We start from the raw sequence: 16497 nt of genomic DNA on the forward strand, positions 1-16497 counted from the left end.
TGGAAACATGGACCGAACGGAACTCGCCGACTACCTGCGCCGCGCCCGTACCCGGCTGACTCCCGGCGACGTAGGTCTGAAAGCAGGCCCGCGACGCCGCACCCCGGGCCTGCGCCGCGAGGAGGTGGCGCAGCTCGCCGGTATGTCCACGGACTACTACACGCGTCTGGAACAGCGCCGCGGCTCGCACCCGTCGCGGCAGATGCTCACCGCACTCGCCCGCGCCCTGCAGCTCACGGACGTCGAGCGCGATCACCTGTTCCACCTGGCGGGCGAGGAGCCGCCCCGGCGCGGCAGTTCCTCGGAACACGTCCGCCCCGGACTGCTGCTGATTCTGGACCGGCTGCACGATCTCCCGGCATCGGTGATGAGCGACTGGGGCGAGATGCTCGCCCAGAACACGATGTCAGTGGCCCTGGCCGGGGACCACACCGGGAAGAACCTCGTTCGCCGCTGGTTCCTGGTGCGAGAGGCACGGGATCTGGCACCGCCGGAGAAGCACGAGCAGCACTCCCGCGCACACGTGGCGAGCCTCCGGGCGGTGACCACGGCCCGCCCCGACGACCCGGGCCCGGCCGCCCTCGTGGCCGAGCTCCGTGCCGAGTCGGCGGAGTTCGACGCACTGTGGGCGGAGCACGACGTCGTGGTGCGCCGTCCGTCGCCGAAGCGGTTCCTGCACCCTGTGGTCGGACTCCTCGACCTCGACTGCGAGGTACTGCTCAGTGACGGTCACAGCCAGCAGCTCGTCGTGCACTCGGCCCGGCCCGGCACGCAGACGTACGAACGGCTCGAGTTGCTGCAAGTCGTCGGTCTTCAGGACCTGACCCCGAGCCTGTAGGAGAGGCACGGCGGCTCCGTTCACGGGAATGCGGTGCCGACCGGGCCTCCGTGCGGACGCCCGGCCAGAACCTGTGTCTGAAGCTCCTGGCCGGACCACGGACCTCACCCGGCCGCGCACGCGCGAGAAGCCGTCGGGGACGGTCACCGCGTCGAGTCAGACCTGTGCCTTCTTCTCCGTGCCGTAGAAGGCCTGCTTCATGAGGGATTCGATGTCGCCGAGCATCGGCATCCGCGGGTTCGCGGGAGCGCACTGGTCGGCGTAGGCGTTGCGGATCTGCTGCGGCAGCGCGGAGAGGAACTCCTCCTCCGCCACACCCGCTTCGGCGAACGACGCCGGGATCCCGCACCGCGTGCGCAGGTCTTCGACCGCTGCGGCGTAGGACTCGACCCCCTCCTCGGGGGTGGCGGCGGGCAGCCCGAGTGTCTGCGCGATCTGCTGCAGTCGCTCGGCGGCCTGGTAGGTCTCGGCCTTCGGCCAGGGTGTGGCCTTGCCGGTGACGGTGCCGTTGTGGCGGATGACGTGCGGCAGGAGCAGGGCGTTGGTACGGCCGTGGGGGACCTTGAAGGTGTTGCCCAGCGTGTGCGCCATCGCGTGCACGAGCCCCAGGAAGGAGTTGGCGAAGGCCATCCCCGCGACCGTCGAGGCGTTGTGCATCCTCTCGCGCGCCTCGGGGTCGTCGGCGCCGTTGGCCACGCAGCGCTCCAAGTTCCCGAAGACCAGCTTGATCGCCTGCAGGCAGAGGCCGTCGGTGTAGTCGCTGGCGTAGACCGAGAGGTACGCCTCGGTGGCGTGGGTGAGCGCGTCGAAGCCCGAGTCGGCGGTGACGTGCGGGGGCAGGGTCTTGGTCAGTGTCGGGTCGACGATGGCCACGTCCGGAGTGAGGGCGTAATCCGCCAGCGGGTACTTCTGGGCGGCCACCGGGTCGGAGATCACCGCGAACGGCGTGACCTCGGAGCCGGTCCCGGAAGTGGTCGGGACGGCGACGAGCTTGGCCTTCTCGCCCAGCTTCGGGAACGTGTAGGTGCGCTTGCGGATGTCGAAGAACTTCTCCTTCGTGTCCGCGAACGCGACCTCGGGGTGCTCGTAGAGGAGCCACATGACCTTGGCGGCGTCCAGTGGTGAGCCGCCGCCGAGCGCGATGATGGTGTCCGGCTGGAAGTCCCGCATGCGGGCGGCACCGGCCTCGACGGTTCCGAGTTCGGGGTTCGGCTCGATGTCGTCGATGACCTGTACGGTGACGGCCCCTCGGCGGCCGCCCAGGATGTCGGTGACTCGGCGCAGGACTCCGAGTTCGCCCATCGCCTTGTCCGTGACGACGGTGACCTTGCGCATGCCCTCCATCTCGCCGAGGTAGCGCAGCGAGTTCCGCTCGAAGTAGATCCGCGGCGGGACCTTGAACCACTGCATGTTGGTGTTCCGCCGGCCCACCCGCTTGATGTTGAGCAGGTTCACCGCGGAGACGTTGCTGGAGACGGAGTTGCGGCCGTACGACCCGCAGCCGAGGGTGAGCGAGGGCAGGAAGGCGTTGTAGACGTCCCCGATGCCTCCGAAGGTGGACGGGGCATTGACGATGACGCGGATCGCCTTGACCCGCTTGCCGAACTCCTCGGCCAGCTCCTCGTCCTCGGTGTGGATCGCAGCGGAGTGGCCGAGTCCGCCCAACTCCACCATCCGTTCGGCGAGTTGGATGCCTTCGTTCGTCGTGGCCGCCTCGAGGACGGCGAGCACCGGCGAGAGCTTCTCACGGGTGAGCGGCTCCTGCGGCCCGACCGAGCCGACTTCGGCGGCGAGGACGAGGGTGCCGTCGGGGACGCCGAAGCCTGCCTGCTGGGCGATCCAGGAGGCGGGTTTGCCGACGACCGCGGCGTTGAGCTTCCCACCGGGGAAGACGAAGTCCTCCAGGAGCGCCTTCTCCTCGACCGTGACGAAGTACGTCTGCAGTCGGCGCATCTCGGCGATGCCGCGTCCGTAGACCTCGGTGTCGAGGATGACCGCCTGCTCGGAGGCGCAGATCATGCCGTTGTCGAAGGCCTTGGAGAGCACCACGTCGTGGATGGCGCGGTCCAGCTTCGCGGTTCTGGTCACGTAGGCGGGTACATTGCCGGCGCCGACGCCGAGGGCCGGCTTTCCGCAGGAGTACGCGGCCTTGACCATCGCGTTGCCGCCGGTGGCGAGGATCAGCGCTACTCCGTCGTGGTTCATCAGAGCGCCGGTGGCTTCGACGGAGGGGTGCTCGATCCACTGCACGCAGTGCGCGGGGGCGCCGGCGTCCATCGCGGCGTCGCGGACGATACGGGCCGCTTCCGCGCTGGAGCGCTGGGCCGACGGGTGGAAGGCGAAGACGATGGGGTTGCGGGTCTTCAGGGCGATGAGCGCCTTGAAGACCGTCGTCGAGGTGGGGTTGGTCACCGGGGTGAGAGCGGCGACGACACCGACCGGCTCGGCTATCTCGGTGATGCCGTTCAGTTCGTCATGGCCGATGACGCCGACGGTCTTCAGGCCGCGCAGCGAGTGGGAGACGTGCTCGCAGGCGAAGAGGTTCTTGACCGCCTTGTCCTCGAAAAGACCCCGGCCAGTCTCCTCGACGGCCAGCTCGGCGAGCGTCCCGTGGGCGGCGAGTGCCGCGAGCGAGGCCTGGCCGACTATGCGGTCCACCTCGGCCTGGTCGAGCGAACCGAAGTCCCCAAGCGCCTTGCCGGCTGCTTCGACGAGCGCTTCGACGTGGGTTTCCGCTTCCGTTGCCACGGGGCCACCTCCAGAGTTCGTGAAAGTTTTCACAAGCTCAGCGTAGCACCATTTCTGCACAAAACGGGTGGTGGAGGCCAGGGCAGGGGACGCCCTCCGCCATGTCCGCCGGTGCGGGGACTCGCAGTCCTCGGTTCAGTCCTCCCGCGGTGTGGTGGGCGGGTGGTTCCCGGGAGCATCGGTCTCGCGAGGCAGCTCGAGTACGACCAGCGCGCCGCCGTCCACCGCGTTGTGGAAGGTGAGTTGGGCATCGAGCACGCGGGCCTGCCCGGTGGCGATGGTCAGGCCGAGGCCGTGGCCGGTGCCTCGGGCCGGGGCAGCGGTGCGGAAGCGTCGGGGCCCGTGGGTGAGCAGATCGTCCGGGAAGCCCGGGCCGTGATCGCGAATCGTGATGCGGTGGTCGTCGGTGGTGACTTCGATCGGTGGGTGCCCGTGGCGGGCCGCGTTGGCGAGCAGGTTGGCCACGATGCGTTCCAGTCGGCGCGGGTCGGTCCGGACCACCGGGACCTCGTCGCTCTCCGTTTCCCGGCGGGGACGTGCGCTTTCGCCGGTGCGCGTGGTGTCCGCCAGGACCACGTGATCACTGTCGAGATCGTGGTCGCGAACGGTGCGTGCCACAGCTGTGGCGACGAGGTCGGGCAGGTGGACGGACTCGCGTTCGGCGTGCTCCACGCCCGCGTCCAGACGGGAGATCTCCAGCAAGTCCTCCACCAGGTGGCGCAGGGCTTGGGCGCGGTCGCGGGTCAGTTCGGCGCCGAAGCTGTCGTCGAGGAGTTCACAGGCGGCGACCAGGCCGGCGACCGGCGTGCGCAGTTCGTGTGCGACGTCAGCGGTGAAGCGTTGTTCGCCGGCGACTCGTTCGGCCAGCGCGACGGCCATGTCGTGGACTGCGCGCCCCAGTTCGGCGGCCTCGTCATGACGTGGCCCTTCGCGCAGGGGTGCTCCGTCGGGGCCGTCGGGAGGGTACCCGGCAGCGATCAGGCGTGCGGCGGCGGCACTGGTGCGCAGCCTGCGGGACAGTCCTTGGGCGGCGGCCGCCGCCAGCACGGTGGTGACGACCGTGGTCAGCGCGCCTGCTGCGACGAGGGCGCGGCCGAGAAAGCGTTGAGCTTGGTACGCGCTCGCGTAGGGCAGTGACACCGTGAGGATGTCGCGGCCGGCCTGGGCGGCCGCCCAGGCCCGGGGGTCGTCTCCGTCCTTGTCGATGTACGTGGCCGCACCACCGCCAGCCACCGCGCGTCGGAGTCGGGCCGGGATCGCGTTCGCGTCCGTCGTGGCGTCGGGGGGCAGGACGCCGCCCTGTTGGTGGATCTTCAGGGCGGCGGCCAGGCGGTCGTCGGCCAGGCTGCGCGCTTGGGTCTGGCGTTCCCGGTCGGTGAGTTCGTGGACGGCCAGGCCGAGCAGGGCGGTGGCGAGCGCGGTGATCAGGGAGATGGTGAGCGCGATCCGGCCGCGGATGCCCATGAGGTGCGTTTTCCGTCCTGTGGTTGCGCAACGGGCGAGAGTACGTCCTCGTCGATCAGCGGGTGAGCCGGTAGCCGAAGCCGCGGACGGTTTCGATGTGCTCCGGTCCGATCTTGGCGCGCAAGCGTTGAATGTGGATGTCCACGACGCGGGAGTCCCCTTGCCACTCGCTCTCCCATACGTGGCGCAGCAGGGTGGGCCGGCTCAAGACCTGGCCCGGGTAGGCCGTGAACTCGAACAGCAGCCGGAGCTCGGTCGGGGTGAGGGACAACCTCTGGCCGTTCTTGTGGACCTCGACCGCGTCCGGGTCCACCACCAGGTCACCGAAGACGTGTGCCGGATCGGCGTGAGTGACGGCCGGACTCGAGGCTGCCTGCGGGGTCGTCGCCGGCGCGGTGCGGCGCATCACCGCACGTAGTCGGGCCACCAAGATCTGGCTGTCGAAGGGCTTGGCGATGTAGTCGTCCGCGCCCGCCTCCAACCCGTTGACCACATCGACGGTGTCGCCACGGGCCGAGATCATGACGACCGGGACGGTGCTGGTCTCCCGGATGCGCCGCAGGACGGAGATGCCGTCCAGATGCGGCAGCATGATGTCCAGTGCGACGGCGTCCGGCTCGCACACGGCGAACTTCTCCAGGGCGGTCAGGCCGTCCGCGGCGGTGTCCACCTCATAGCCGTGCCGCTCCATGGAGACCCGGGTGGCTTCTCTGATCACCCGGTCGTCCTCGACCAGTAGCAGTCGCAGCGGGGGCGTCACGCGATCCTCCAGTCTCGGGTGCGAGTCTGTGTGTCCGGGAGAGCGGTACCGGCGAGCGGCCCGGGTGGGAACATGATCGCCGCTGTGGGGCGACGGTGCACGGCAGAGGGGCGTCCCTCACGCGAGGTTGTAGGACTCGGTGCGGTCCCCGAACGGAGTGGCCTTGGTGTAGGTGACGTCCAAGCCCGTGAACACGGTCCTGCCCTCCACATTGCGCACGTTGAGGAGCTCGAATCTCGCTGGATAGACCCCGCCGGCGCCACCGGAGCCCTGACCTGAGACCTGTACCTGCCCCGTACCCGCCGCCGTGTCGCGGGTGTACGTCTGCCAGGTGAGCTTGGCGGCGACCATGCTCGCGTCGGCGCAGGTGAGAGTGAGGGTGGTGGGTTTCGTGACGGGTTCGCCGATGCCGCAGTCGCGCACACCGGGCAGGGGGTGGGAGGAAGCCGTGGGGATTTCCGTGGCGACGGCTGCCGACTTGGGGGCGGGCGCCACCGCGTCCGGTGACAGGGCGGTACGCAGCGCCCACGCCGAGCCGACGACGAGGACGACCGCGACGCCTGCACAGACCGCGACGCGCACCCCCCGTCGCTGTGGGCGGACCTGGTGGGTGGGGTCAGGCATTGTGATCCTCATGAGCCGGTCGGGGAGCATGCGTGCGCGTCACGAAGTTCGCGAGGAGGTCAGGTCGGCGTAGACGACGATGTTGTCCGGGCGATGTCCATCGATCAGGGCACCACCGCAGGTGATCACCCGCAACTGCGAGGTGGACGTGTCGCCGTAGACCGCCTGGGTGGGGAACTCGCGCTTCGAGACCTGCTCGGTGCGGCGCACGGTGAAGACCGCTTCCGACCCGTCGGATCGGTCCACGATGACCCTGTTGCCGGCCTTCAATCGCGTCGCCTGCCGCAACACGGCCGGTCCTCGGTCCGTGTCGAAGTGCCCGATCAGCACCGCCGGGCCGCGCTCACCGGGTGTGACCCCCTTCTCGTACCAGCCGATCCGGTCCGCCTGTTCCACGGACGGCACCTCGACGGATCCGTCCGCGCGCAGACCGAGGTCGAGGACCGGTCCGGTGTCCACGTGCGCGGCGGGTATGCGGACCCGAACCGGCTTGGCACGGTCCATCGGCGGTGCCACGGATCCACTCGCTGAAGTGCCGGCCTGGGAAGGGGAAGTGGACCGGTCAGTGCGGGGCACGTCCACGCTCTCGTTCGCATCGGTGAGGCCGGGGCCGCACGCGATCAAGCCACCCCCGAGTGCCCCGGCCAGCGAAAGCGCGGCGATGGTGCTGCCGGGCCGGGTCCGCCCACGACGGGCGGACCCGGGCGGGCGGCCGAGCCGGTCGCCGGTCATCGCCTGTCCCCGCGGCGGCGAAGCGCGACGAAGCCGAGTCCCGCGGCACCGAATGCGGCGGCTCCCCCTCCCGCAGCGAGCTGTACGTCCTTGATGCCGCTGCCGTCGGCGCCGTGTGCTCCCGCGTCCACGCTTCCCTGCGGTATGTCCCTGGTCTGCGGGGCAGAGTTGTTGTGCGGGGCGGCGCCTTCGTCCGCGCCCGATGACGTGGCGGCTGCGGCCGGCTTCTTGCCGTTCGCCGTGAAGTACAGCGTGGCCATGGTCCGGCCCTCGAAGGTGGCATATACGTACGGCGGGTTGGCGTCCGGCTTTCCGGCCGGAACGAACAGCTTCCACGTCCAGCCGTCACCGGACTTCCGGGCTCCGGCGGCAGCGGGAGTGAGGGTGAAGGACCGCGTTCCGTCGCCGTCGGTCACCGTCGCCGCAGTCTTCTCGGCGTCGAGCTGCACCACGCTCTCGCCGGCGTTGAACGTGTACGGGCGGATGCGCTCCACACCGCCGGGGCGCCGGTGCTGCTCGCGCTCATCATCCGTGGTCCGCCTGTCTTCCCTGTCCTGCTCGGACGTGCCGCTCTTGCCGGCGCTCGCGGGGAAGGACAGCTTCTTTCGCTGCGCTTCCCCGGAGTCGTCCGTGAACGTGGCCGAGACGTACGGCGGGTTGGCGTCCGGCTTCCCGGCCGGGACGAACAGCTTGTACGTCCAGCCATCGAGCGCGGTCCGCGGTCCGGGGCTCTTCGGGGTGAGGGTGATGTCCGCCGTGCCGTCGTTGTTGGTCACGGTGGCGGACGTCCGCTCGGCGTCGAGGCGCACCGTGCTCTCCCCCACGGTGTACGTCCTGCTCGAGTCGGCCGCGGCCCGGACGGCCTGTGCCGGGGAGGCGACGGGCGCCAGAGCGGACGCCGGGACAGCGATGCCGGCTGCCATGCCCGTCGCGGCGACGAGCGTCGCGATCCGCAGACGACGACGACCGGTCGGGCGGTGGTTCGAGGGGGCGGTGACGGTCATGAAGAAGGCTCCGATCCTTGTGCCAGTTGCTCCTGCTGCCTGTGCCGACCACGCTAGGCAGCTGGGATCTCGGTACCTTCGCTGTGCTGTATCGCGCAGCCATCAGCTCGGCCACAACCATCAAAACGCAGGTCAAGAGGCTGTTCGCAGGCCACTGCCGGGAGCAGAGCACCGTCTGGAGGCGGCGGAACACGCGGAGCCCCTGCGTGGGCGCGACAAACGTCTCGGCCGTGTATCGCTCACGTCTCGACGCCACCGTGATCGGCAGGAGTGACCACGGTGGGCGTCCATGTGCCGGTGCCGCCGGCAGCACCGCTGCGCATCGCGGAGGTCTTCGGCGTAGATGCGGGGTCTTCGGCGTGAATGGTGAGTACCTCTCCGACGCCGGAGAGGACCGTCTCTCGGCCGCACTCGGAGCCCCCGCCCGGACCGGCCGAACTCCCTGCTGCCTTCGGCCGAACAGCACGACGAGGTAAGGGACTTCGTCTACGCCCACCGCACCCCAGGTCGCCGCAGTGCCCGACGGCAAGCGGCACGTCCGGGTCGTGCGCACCATCACCCGAGGGGGCTTCGGCAATCTCGCGCTCCGCGCGCCGAGCGCTCCGCGCGCCGCGCGCTCCGCGCGCCGAGCCACCCGGCCGCCGCCCTCGGTTGCGAGCCGCGTCACGCCCCACCGGCTCGCCCACACCCAGGCATCGACCTCGACGCCCCGCGCGCAGCCACACCGATCGGACTCGGCTGCCGGATCCCGCGAGCGCCGTGCCTTCGCGCAGCGGACCGCCCACCGGCAGGAGGACCGTGGGCCGTCACCCCGACAGGCCCACCCGCGCCGTACCCGGCGGAGAGCACCATGCTGTGAAGCTCAGGGCTCCTCCCGTCCGCACCGCCGGTACGCGAGCGATCCCCGGAAGGATTCGGGACCGCTCGCGTACCGAAGGAATCAGCGGTGCCGGAAGGAGGGGACCCCCTTCTCGGGGAAAGCGGCCATTCCCTCCGTCTGGTCGGCCGTGGCGAACACCGCGTGGAACAACCGACGTTCGAACCGGACACCTTCGGCGAGCGTGGTCTCGAATGCGCGGCCGACCGTCTCCTTCACCATCATCGCCAGCGGCAGCGACATGCCCGCCGCAGTCCCGGCAACCGCAGGCGCCTCACCGACCAACTCGCCCGGGGGCACGACCCGGGAGACGAGACCCGCCTGCTCCGTCGCCCGCCCGAACCTCAGTCGGTCTCGACCGGCAACGTGTCCGGAGACAGAGCCGCCGCATGCGCCAAAGCGCTTGTCATCCGGCGACGGTGATGGCTGCGGCACAGCACCTCGTAACCGATTTCCTCCGGCGAGCGGTCCACATCCCCCACGACCACCTGCGCGCCCTCGACCACCATCTCCCCGCCCACCGTACGAGCGTTGTGCGTCGCCCGCGCACCACACCAACACATCGCTTCGACCTGCAACGTCTCTATCCGGTCAGCGAGTTCGATCAATCGCTGCGAACCGGGGAACAGCTTCGTCCGGAAGTCGGTGGTGATGCCGAAGGCGAAGACGTCCAGGCCCAAGTCATCCACGATCCGGGCCAGTTGATCCACCTGCGCCGGATCCAGGAACTGGGCCTCGTCCACAATCACGTGATCCACACGGCCACCGTGCGACATCCGCCCCACCAGGTACCCGTACAGATCCATCTCCGGCGCGGCCTCGACCGCCTCTGTCACCAGCCCCAGCCGCGAGGACAACTTCCCCTCCCCCGCCCGGTCATCGCGCGTGAAGATCACACCCTGCAGACCACGCGCCGACCGGTTATGACCAATTTGAAGTGCCAAGGTCGACTTCCCGCAGTCCATCGTTCCGGAGAAGAAGACCAGCTCGGGCATGGGGAGTTGAGTGCCTTTCGGCTAGGCGGCGGGGGTGGCTGCGGGGCGGGGCGGGCAGGGACGGCGGAGTCAGGTGCGGACCTCGAGCAGGGGTACGAGCTGCTCCGCCGGGGTCATGGAGCCGTGGTTGCCGACCATGGCGGATTCCTTCGGTTCCCGTTGGGAGGCGGTGATCAGGACGTCGTCGCGGGCGGCGGCGATCACGTCGCCCAGCCTGCCGTACACCCGCTCGTCGCAGACACCCGGCGGGCCGAACCAGCCTGCGGCGATGGCCTCCTCGCGGCCGGCCACCCAGAACTGCTCGCCGAGCACCTCGCGCCAGCACGTCAGTACGTCGGCCTCCGCCCCGGGCACCGCGTAGACGTGCCGGGCACGGCCCTCGCCGCCGAGCAGGGCGACGCCCGCGCTCAGCTCCCAGTCCTCGTCGAAGTCGATACGTGACTCCTCGTCGAAGGGGATGTCGATCATGCCGTGGTCGGCGGTGACGTAGAGCGCGCTGTGCGGCGGGAGTTGCTCGGCGAGCCGCTGGGCGAGGCGGTCGACGTGGATCAGCTGGCCGCGCCAGGCGTCCGAGTCGACACCGAAGCGGTGCCCCTTGCCGTCCACCTCGCTGTAGTACGTGTAGACCAACGACCTCTCGCCCGCAGCGAGTTGAACCGCCGCGAGGTCCATGCGCTCCTCGCCGGAGAGGCGTCCGTGGAAGTTGCCTCCGCTGAGCGCGACCTTGGTGAGCGGGGTGTCGCGGAAGGTGGGCGAGGAGACCTGCGCGGTGTGCACGCCGGCCGCGTCCGCTCGCTGGAACAGGGTGGGGTACGGCTGCCAGACCCGCGGCGGCGTCCACGGGTTCCAGCGGAGCTGGTTCATCAGCTCGCCGGTGTCCGGATTGCGCACCGTGTACCCGGGAAGACCGTGCGCGCCGGGCGGCAGGCCGGTGCCGACGGAGGCGAGGGAGGTCGCGGTGGTGGCGGGGAATCCGGCGGTGATCGGGTTCCCGGTGCCGCCTCGTGAGGAGGCGACGAGCGAGTTCAGGAACGGGGCCTCGTCGGGGTGGTCGAGGAGCTGGTGCCAGCCGAGGCCGTCGATCAGGAAGACGCAGTTGCGGTCGGACGGTGCGAGCTCGGCGATGGTGGCCGTGGTGTCCGGAACTCCCATGCCTGCGGCGAGCGTCGGCAGCAGATCGGCGAGCGAACCGCTGCCGTATGCGGGGGCGGGGGCGGAGGCGACGGAGAGCAGTTCCGGTTCGGGCCAGGCGGGCTCTGCCATCAGCGGGCGGTGGCCGCGGTCGCCTCGGACAGGGCCTGCGCGAAGGCCAGCGTCTGGCCCACGGTGTCCGGGCCGTCGCCGGCCTCGCTGACACGCAGGCTCAGGTCGTCGGCGGTCGAATTGCCCGTGTACCCGTGGTCCGCCTCGCAGTTGGGGTCGCCGCAGGCCGCCGGCTCCAGGTCGATGCGGGCGACGGCGCCCCAGCCGATGGTCAGGAGCACCTCACGGGGCAGGGTGCCGGGCTTGTACTTCTCCGGGTCGGCGACGACGCGGCTGACCACCACGGACGAGATCCGGCCGAGCTTCACGGACTCGGTGGAGGTGGTGGCGTACGACGAGGGCGAGGTGCCGTCGGCCGCCTGCTCGTCGGTGTGGCTGACGATGAAGCGGGTGCCGGTCAGGACGAGGACCGTGACGTGCCGCCGCACCTCGTTGGCATCGAAGGTGGTCTCCTGGTGCACGAGGTACGACACGATCGGCTCGCCGCCGACAGCGGCCTCCACCGCCTCTGCCACGAGGGCCGGGTAATAGCCGCTGCGCTCGATCGCCGTGCGCAGCCCCTGGGTCGTCGTACCGGTCTTCGCCATAGGGCCCATCCTACGGTGGCGCGGTGACAGTGGTGACCCCGGCGGAACCCGGCGACCGGGGCCGCTGTGCGGGCGCGAGGACCGGGCTCCGGGGCCGCGGGCCCGGTGGGGCCGGGTCTCAGTAGAACGGGAGCGTGCGCGGCCCGTCGTCGGTGCGCGCGGGCGGCGGGGCCAGTCGTACGGACGCGCTCAGTACGGACAGGCCGCGGGGCGCGACGACGACGGGTTCGAGGGAGACGGCGACGACCTCGGGGTGGTCGTCGACCAGCCGGGAGACCCGCTGCAGCAGTTCTTCCAGGGCCGCGGAGTCCACGGGGGCCGAGCCGCGCCAGCCGAACAGCAGGGGCGCTGTACGGATCGAGCGCAGCAGTCCGGCGGCATCACGGTCGGTGACCGGGACGAGTCGGTGTGCGGTGTCGCCGAGCAGTTCGGAGGGTGCGCCTGCCAGGCCGAAGGAGAGGACGGGGCCCGCCGCCTGGTCGATGACGGCGCGCACCACGGTGTCGACGCCGCGCGGCACCATCGCCTGGACGACCGGTCGCAGCTCGGCGGGCTTTCCGAGGGTGTCGGTGAGTTCCTGGTACGCGAGCCGCAGTTGCGCCTCGTTCGTCAGGTCGAGCCGGACACCGCCGAGGTCGGCGCGGTGGCGCAGGTGGGGCGCGGTCGTCTTCAGGGCGACCGGATAACCGAGGTCGTGGGCGGCGCGGACTGCCGCGTCGGCGGTGTCCGCGGGGAGTGTGCGGTGCACGTGGATGCCGTAGCGGCGCAGCAGGTCCGCGGCGTCGTCGGCGTCCAGACCCACTCCGCGGGGCGCTTCGGTGCCGGCGAGCAGTTCCTCGATACGGGTCGCGGTGCCGTGTTCGTCGATGTCCTCGTACTCGGGTACCCGGCCGGGCTCGGCCTCCGTGCGCCGCCAGTGCGCGTACCTGACCGATTCGGCGAGCGCGCTGACGGCACGCTCGGCGGAGGGGTACGACGGGATGGGGCCGGTGGAGCGCGGTGCCGGCGTGGCAGCGGCGGTCGGGGCGGGATCCGGTGTCGGGCCGGGCGGCGTACTGGGGGACGGGGCCGGTGCCCCGGCCGCCGGCCGCGCCGTGCGCCCCGGAGCGGAAGCCGTGGCCGCCGCAAGTGCCTCGGCCAGACCGCCGAGTTCCACCGCGACGACCGCGACCGGCTTGGCCGGGGCGCCGGCGGCGGCCTCGCGCAAGGCCGTCGCCAGCACCTCCCCCTCCGGGTGCTGAGCCGCGCTGTGCTCGTCGACCCACGGGATGGCGGTGACCACGACCGCATCGCAGCCGGGGTCGCAGAGAGCCTCGGCCAGCGCGGCCCGGAAGTCGTCCGGCGTGGCCGAGGTGGTGAGGTCGAGGGGCTGCTGCGGCCTGAGACCTTCGGCCAGGCACGCGTCGTAGGTGAGGACGCCCAGTGATTCGGAGTTGCCGAGGATGGCGACCCTGGGCCCGGCGGGCAGCGGCTGGTCGGCGAGCAGGACTCCGGCGTCGACGAGTTCGGTGACGGTGTCCACGCGGATCACGCCGGCCTGCCGGAAGAGCGCGGAGACCGTGGCGTCCGGGATCCGGGGGGCGGCGACGGTGTGCCCGGTGGGCGCGGCGCCGGAGTGCCGCGCTCCCTTGACGACCACGACCGGCTTGACGGCCGCGGTGCGGCGGGCGAGCCGGGTGAACTTGCGGGGGTTGCCGATGGACTCGAGGTACATCAGCGCGATGTCGGTGTCCGGGTCGTCGTGCCAGAACTGCATCACGTCGTTGCCCGAGACGTCGGCCCGGTTGCCCGCGCTGACAAAGGTGGACAGGCCTGCGCCGCGGCGGTGCAGTGCGGACAGCAGCGCGATGCCGATGGCGCCGGACTGGGTGAACAGTCCGGTGCGGCCCGCGAGCGGCATGGTCGGGGCGAGCGAGGCGTTGAGGCGCACGGCGGACGCGGTGTTGATCACGCCGAAGGCGTTGGGTCCGAACAGGCGCATGCCGTACGAGCGGGCCTGGCGGACCAACTCCCGCTGCCGCTCGCGGCCTTCGGGGCCGGACTCGGCGTAGCCGGCGGAGAGTACGACCAGTCCGCGTACCCCCGACTCGCCGCATTCGGCGACGGCCTCGGGGACGCGTTCGGCCGGGACCGCGATCACGGCGAGGTCGACGGGCTCCCCGATGTCCTCCACCGTGCGGAACGCGGGCACGCCGCCGATCTCGGCGGGTGCGTCCAGGGACGCGTTGACGGCGTGGATGCGGCCGGTGAAACCCGCGTCGAGCAGGTTGTGGAGCACCGCGCGGCCCACGCCGCCCGAGCTGCGGCCCGCGCCGATGACGACCACCGAGTCCGGGGTGAGCAGCCGTTGCACCGAGCGGGCCTCGGCACGCTGTTCGCGGCCGCGCTGCACGGCGAGCGAGGCCTCGGTGGGTTCGAGGCCGAACTCGAGGCGCACGACACCGTCCTCGAAGCTCCGCTTCTGCTGGTAGCCGGCGTCCGTGAACACCTTGATCATCTTGGAGTTGGCGGGCAGCACCTCGGCGGCGAAGCGCCGGATGCCGCGCTCGCGGGCGACCGCGGCGATGTGCTCGAGCAGCGCGGAGGCGACACCGCGCCCCTGGTGCGCGTCCTGTACGAGGAAGGCGACCTCGGCCTCGTCGGCCGGTTCGGTGGCGGGCATGCCGCGGTCGTCGATGCGGTCGTAGCGCACCGTCGCGATGAACTCGCCGCCCACGGTGACCGCGAGGCCCACCCGGTCCACGTAGTCGTGATGGGTGAAGCGGTGCACGTCCTTGTCGGACAGCCGGGGGTACGGCGCGAAGAACCGGTAGTACTTCGACTCGTCGGACACCTGCTCGTAGAAGCTGACCAGGCGTTCGGCGTCGTCGGCCGTGATCGGCCTGATCCGTGCGGTGCCGCCGTCGCGCAGCACCACGTCGGCCTCCCAGTGGTCGGGATACGCCGCGTGCTCGGACGAGGTCTGCATGACGCCAGCGTACGGGTCGAGGGCCCGTCGGCCCGGGCTGCGGCGGGAAGTCGCCGGATACGTCCGACGTGGGGGCGGAGGTGGCGGCAACGCCCGGCGCGTTGCAGTCTGGGGGAGCATCCGGCGGCGTCCGAGCCGGGGTGTTGGTCCGGCCGTTCGCCGGGACGGCACCCCGTCCGAGCATCTCCGACGGCATGAGAGACTGGTCTAGACAACTGTGAGTCACCTGAAGGGCAGCATCACATGGCTGAGCGCCGCGTCAACGTCGGCTGGGCCGAGGGTCTCCACGCCCGCCCCGCTTCCATCTTCGTCCGTGCGGCCACGGCCTCCGGCGTCCCCGTGACCATCTCCAAGGCCGGTGGCGACCCGGTCAACGCCGCCTCCATGCTGGCCGTCCTGGGCCTGGGCGCCCAGGGTGGCGAGGAGATCGTGCTGGCCTCGGACGCCGAGGGCGCCGACAGTGCTCTGGACCGTCTGGCCAAGCTGGTCTCCGAGGGTCTCGACGAGCTTCCCGAGACCGTCTGAGGGTCTGCTCGTTCCGACGGCGCCCGGGGTTCACGCCCCGGGCGCCGTCGCGTTCCCGGGGCGCTCGCGAAGGTGCCGGACGCGGCAGGACGCACCCGTACGGACGCAGGCGGGCGCCTGACTTTCCCCTTGTGAGGAATTACGGGAAACGGGCACCAAGAAATACCCGCCGTCCAGCAGAAAAGGTCGACGAGACCGCACGGAATTTCAGCTGCCGACTTTCTCGACCGCCGGCACCCCGGACGAATTCTTTCTCCTTGTATACGGGGCGCGTGTTAATTACGGACGCTCGGGGTGTTTACGCCGTGTTGCGAGGGCCTCACCGTGCCGTTGGCGGCGACGGCACGTGGCCGCCGGCCCGCCGCGGCGTGCTCGGCGTGCAGGGCGGTCAGGGACCTGGCGCGCTCGGCGTCCCCCCGCGCCACCGCGTCGACGATCGCGCCGTGCTCGGCCCAGGTCTCCACCGGCCTGGCCGTCGACGTCGCTCCGTACATCCAGGTGACCTTGTGGTGGAGCTGGGTGAGCAGCGAGGTCAGGCCCTGACTGCCGGAGGCCTGGACGAGCGTCTCGTGGAACCAGTTGCCGAGTGATGCCAGGTCGTCGCTCTGCCCCGCCCTGGCGCGCTCCTGCCCCAGTCTGACCAGGCCGCGCAGCACCTTCAGGTGCGCCTGGGTGCGGCGCTGGGCCGCGCGGGCCGCGGCCAGCGGCTCCAGCAGGACGCGCACCTCGAGCAGGTCGGCCGCCTCCCGTGCCGTGGGCTCGGCGACCTGGGCACCCACGTGCCTGCGGGTCACGACGAATCCCTCGGCCTCCAGGGTGCGCAGCGCTTCGCGCACCGGCACCCGCGAGACGCCGTACCTGCGGGCGAGCAGTTCCTCGGTGAGCCGGCTGCCGCGCTCGTACACACCGGAGACGATGTCGTCCCGGATGGCCGTGCATACCGAATGCGCGGGAATGCGCATGACCTGACCACCGCCTCGAATCTCCGCGAAACACCGCTGCTTCGCCGTTCATGCAGTGACTCTATTCCAGCACGCCCGGATTTCCGACGGCAGAGCGAAATTCGTGGAATTCTTCTGGCCGCGGGAACGCCGAAGGCCCCGGCGGGGGGG

At 70.9% G+C, this 16497-nt stretch carries 13 protein-coding genes and 2 pseudogenes; 3 read left to right on the forward strand and 12 right to left on the reverse strand.

All coding sequences use genetic code 11. The features are described from left to right. Positions 1-7 precede the first annotated feature (7 nt). The gene (locus DSC45_RS33180) at positions 8-838 is read left to right on the forward strand and encodes a helix-turn-helix transcriptional regulator (protein ID WP_119295738.1); all 831 of its coding nucleotides are present in this window, start codon (positions 8-10) and stop codon (positions 836-838) included. 156 nt (positions 839-994) lie between these two features. On the opposite strand, the gene adhE is transcribed toward DSC45_RS33180, so the two are convergent. The 6 genes from adhE to DSC45_RS33210 form a co-directional block, all read right to left on the reverse strand. Beyond that, on the reverse strand, positions 995-3619 hold the full coding sequence (gene adhE, locus DSC45_RS33185) for a bifunctional acetaldehyde-CoA/alcohol dehydrogenase (protein WP_205571486.1): 2625 nt from the start codon (positions 3617-3619) through the stop codon (positions 995-997). A 102-nt stretch (positions 3620-3721) separates the two neighbouring features. Beyond that, entirely contained in the window at positions 3722-5050 is a 1329-nt protein-coding gene (locus tag DSC45_RS33190) for a sensor histidine kinase (protein WP_119295740.1), read from the reverse strand. A gap of 55 nt (positions 5051-5105) precedes the next feature. Beyond that, positions 5106-5810, reverse strand: a complete 705-nt coding sequence (locus tag DSC45_RS33195) for a response regulator transcription factor (RefSeq protein ID WP_276145486.1) — start codon at positions 5808-5810, stop codon at positions 5106-5108. Between the two features lie 117 nt (positions 5811-5927). Then, positions 5928-6434, reverse strand: coding sequence for a hypothetical protein (locus DSC45_RS33200; protein WP_162929416.1), 507 nt, complete (start codon positions 6432-6434; stop codon positions 5928-5930). Between the two features lie 39 nt (positions 6435-6473). Beyond that, on the reverse strand, positions 6474-6950 hold the full coding sequence (locus DSC45_RS33205) for a class F sortase (RefSeq protein ID WP_346426697.1): 477 nt from the start codon (positions 6948-6950) through the stop codon (positions 6474-6476). Between the two features lie 212 nt (positions 6951-7162). Next, positions 7163-8170, reverse strand: coding sequence for a hypothetical protein (locus DSC45_RS33210; protein ID WP_119295743.1), 1008 nt, complete (start codon positions 8168-8170; stop codon positions 7163-7165). 503 nt (positions 8171-8673) lie between these two features. Here DSC45_RS33210 and DSC45_RS33215 point away from each other — a divergent pair. After that, positions 8674-9029 (forward strand): annotated as a pseudogene (locus DSC45_RS33215) (short-chain fatty acyl-CoA regulator family protein); the annotation flags it as partial. A gap of 81 nt (positions 9030-9110) precedes the next feature. Here DSC45_RS33215 and DSC45_RS33220 read toward each other — a convergent pair. The 5 genes and pseudogenes from DSC45_RS33220 to DSC45_RS33240 all read right to left on the reverse strand — a co-directional run. Beyond that, a pseudogene (locus tag DSC45_RS33220) lies at positions 9111-9374 on the reverse strand (enoyl-CoA hydratase-related protein); the annotation flags it as partial. A 17-nt stretch (positions 9375-9391) separates the two neighbouring features. Then, the gene (locus DSC45_RS33225; protein WP_119295744.1) at positions 9392-10042 is read right to left on the reverse strand and encodes a thymidine kinase; all 651 of its coding nucleotides are present in this window, start codon (positions 10040-10042) and stop codon (positions 9392-9394) included. A 69-nt stretch (positions 10043-10111) separates the two neighbouring features. Continuing rightward, on the reverse strand, positions 10112-11305 hold the full coding sequence (locus DSC45_RS33230; RefSeq protein WP_119295745.1) for an alkaline phosphatase family protein: 1194 nt from the start codon (positions 11303-11305) through the stop codon (positions 10112-10114). Further along, complete coding sequence (locus tag DSC45_RS33235; RefSeq protein WP_119295746.1) at positions 11305-11892, reverse strand: DUF5998 family protein; 588 nt, start codon at positions 11890-11892, stop codon at positions 11305-11307. The genes DSC45_RS33230 and DSC45_RS33235 overlap by 1 nt, the downstream gene beginning before the upstream one ends. A 118-nt stretch (positions 11893-12010) precedes the next feature. Continuing rightward, positions 12011-14860: a bifunctional acetate--CoA ligase family protein/GNAT family N-acetyltransferase gene (locus tag DSC45_RS33240; RefSeq protein WP_119295747.1), complete on the reverse strand. Its 2850-nt coding sequence runs from the start codon at positions 14858-14860 to the stop codon at positions 12011-12013. A 243-nt stretch (positions 14861-15103) separates the two neighbouring features. On the opposite strand from DSC45_RS33240, the gene DSC45_RS33245 reads away from it, so the two are divergent. Then, positions 15104-15385: an HPr family phosphocarrier protein gene (locus DSC45_RS33245; protein ID WP_119295748.1), complete on the forward strand. Its 282-nt coding sequence runs from the start codon at positions 15104-15106 to the stop codon at positions 15383-15385. 275 nt (positions 15386-15660) lie between these two features. Here DSC45_RS33245 and DSC45_RS33250 read toward each other — a convergent pair whose 3' ends face one another. Then, positions 15661-16347 carry a GntR family transcriptional regulator gene (locus DSC45_RS33250; RefSeq protein ID WP_119295749.1) on the reverse strand — a complete coding sequence of 229 codons (687 nt, stop codon included), beginning with the start codon at positions 16345-16347 and terminating at the stop codon, positions 15661-15663. Positions 16348-16497 lie beyond the last annotated feature (150 nt).

This window comes from Streptomyces sp. YIM 130001 (assembly GCF_003574445.1).
In the GTDB taxonomy this organism is placed as follows: domain Bacteria; phylum Actinomycetota; class Actinomycetes; order Streptomycetales; family Streptomycetaceae; genus Streptomyces.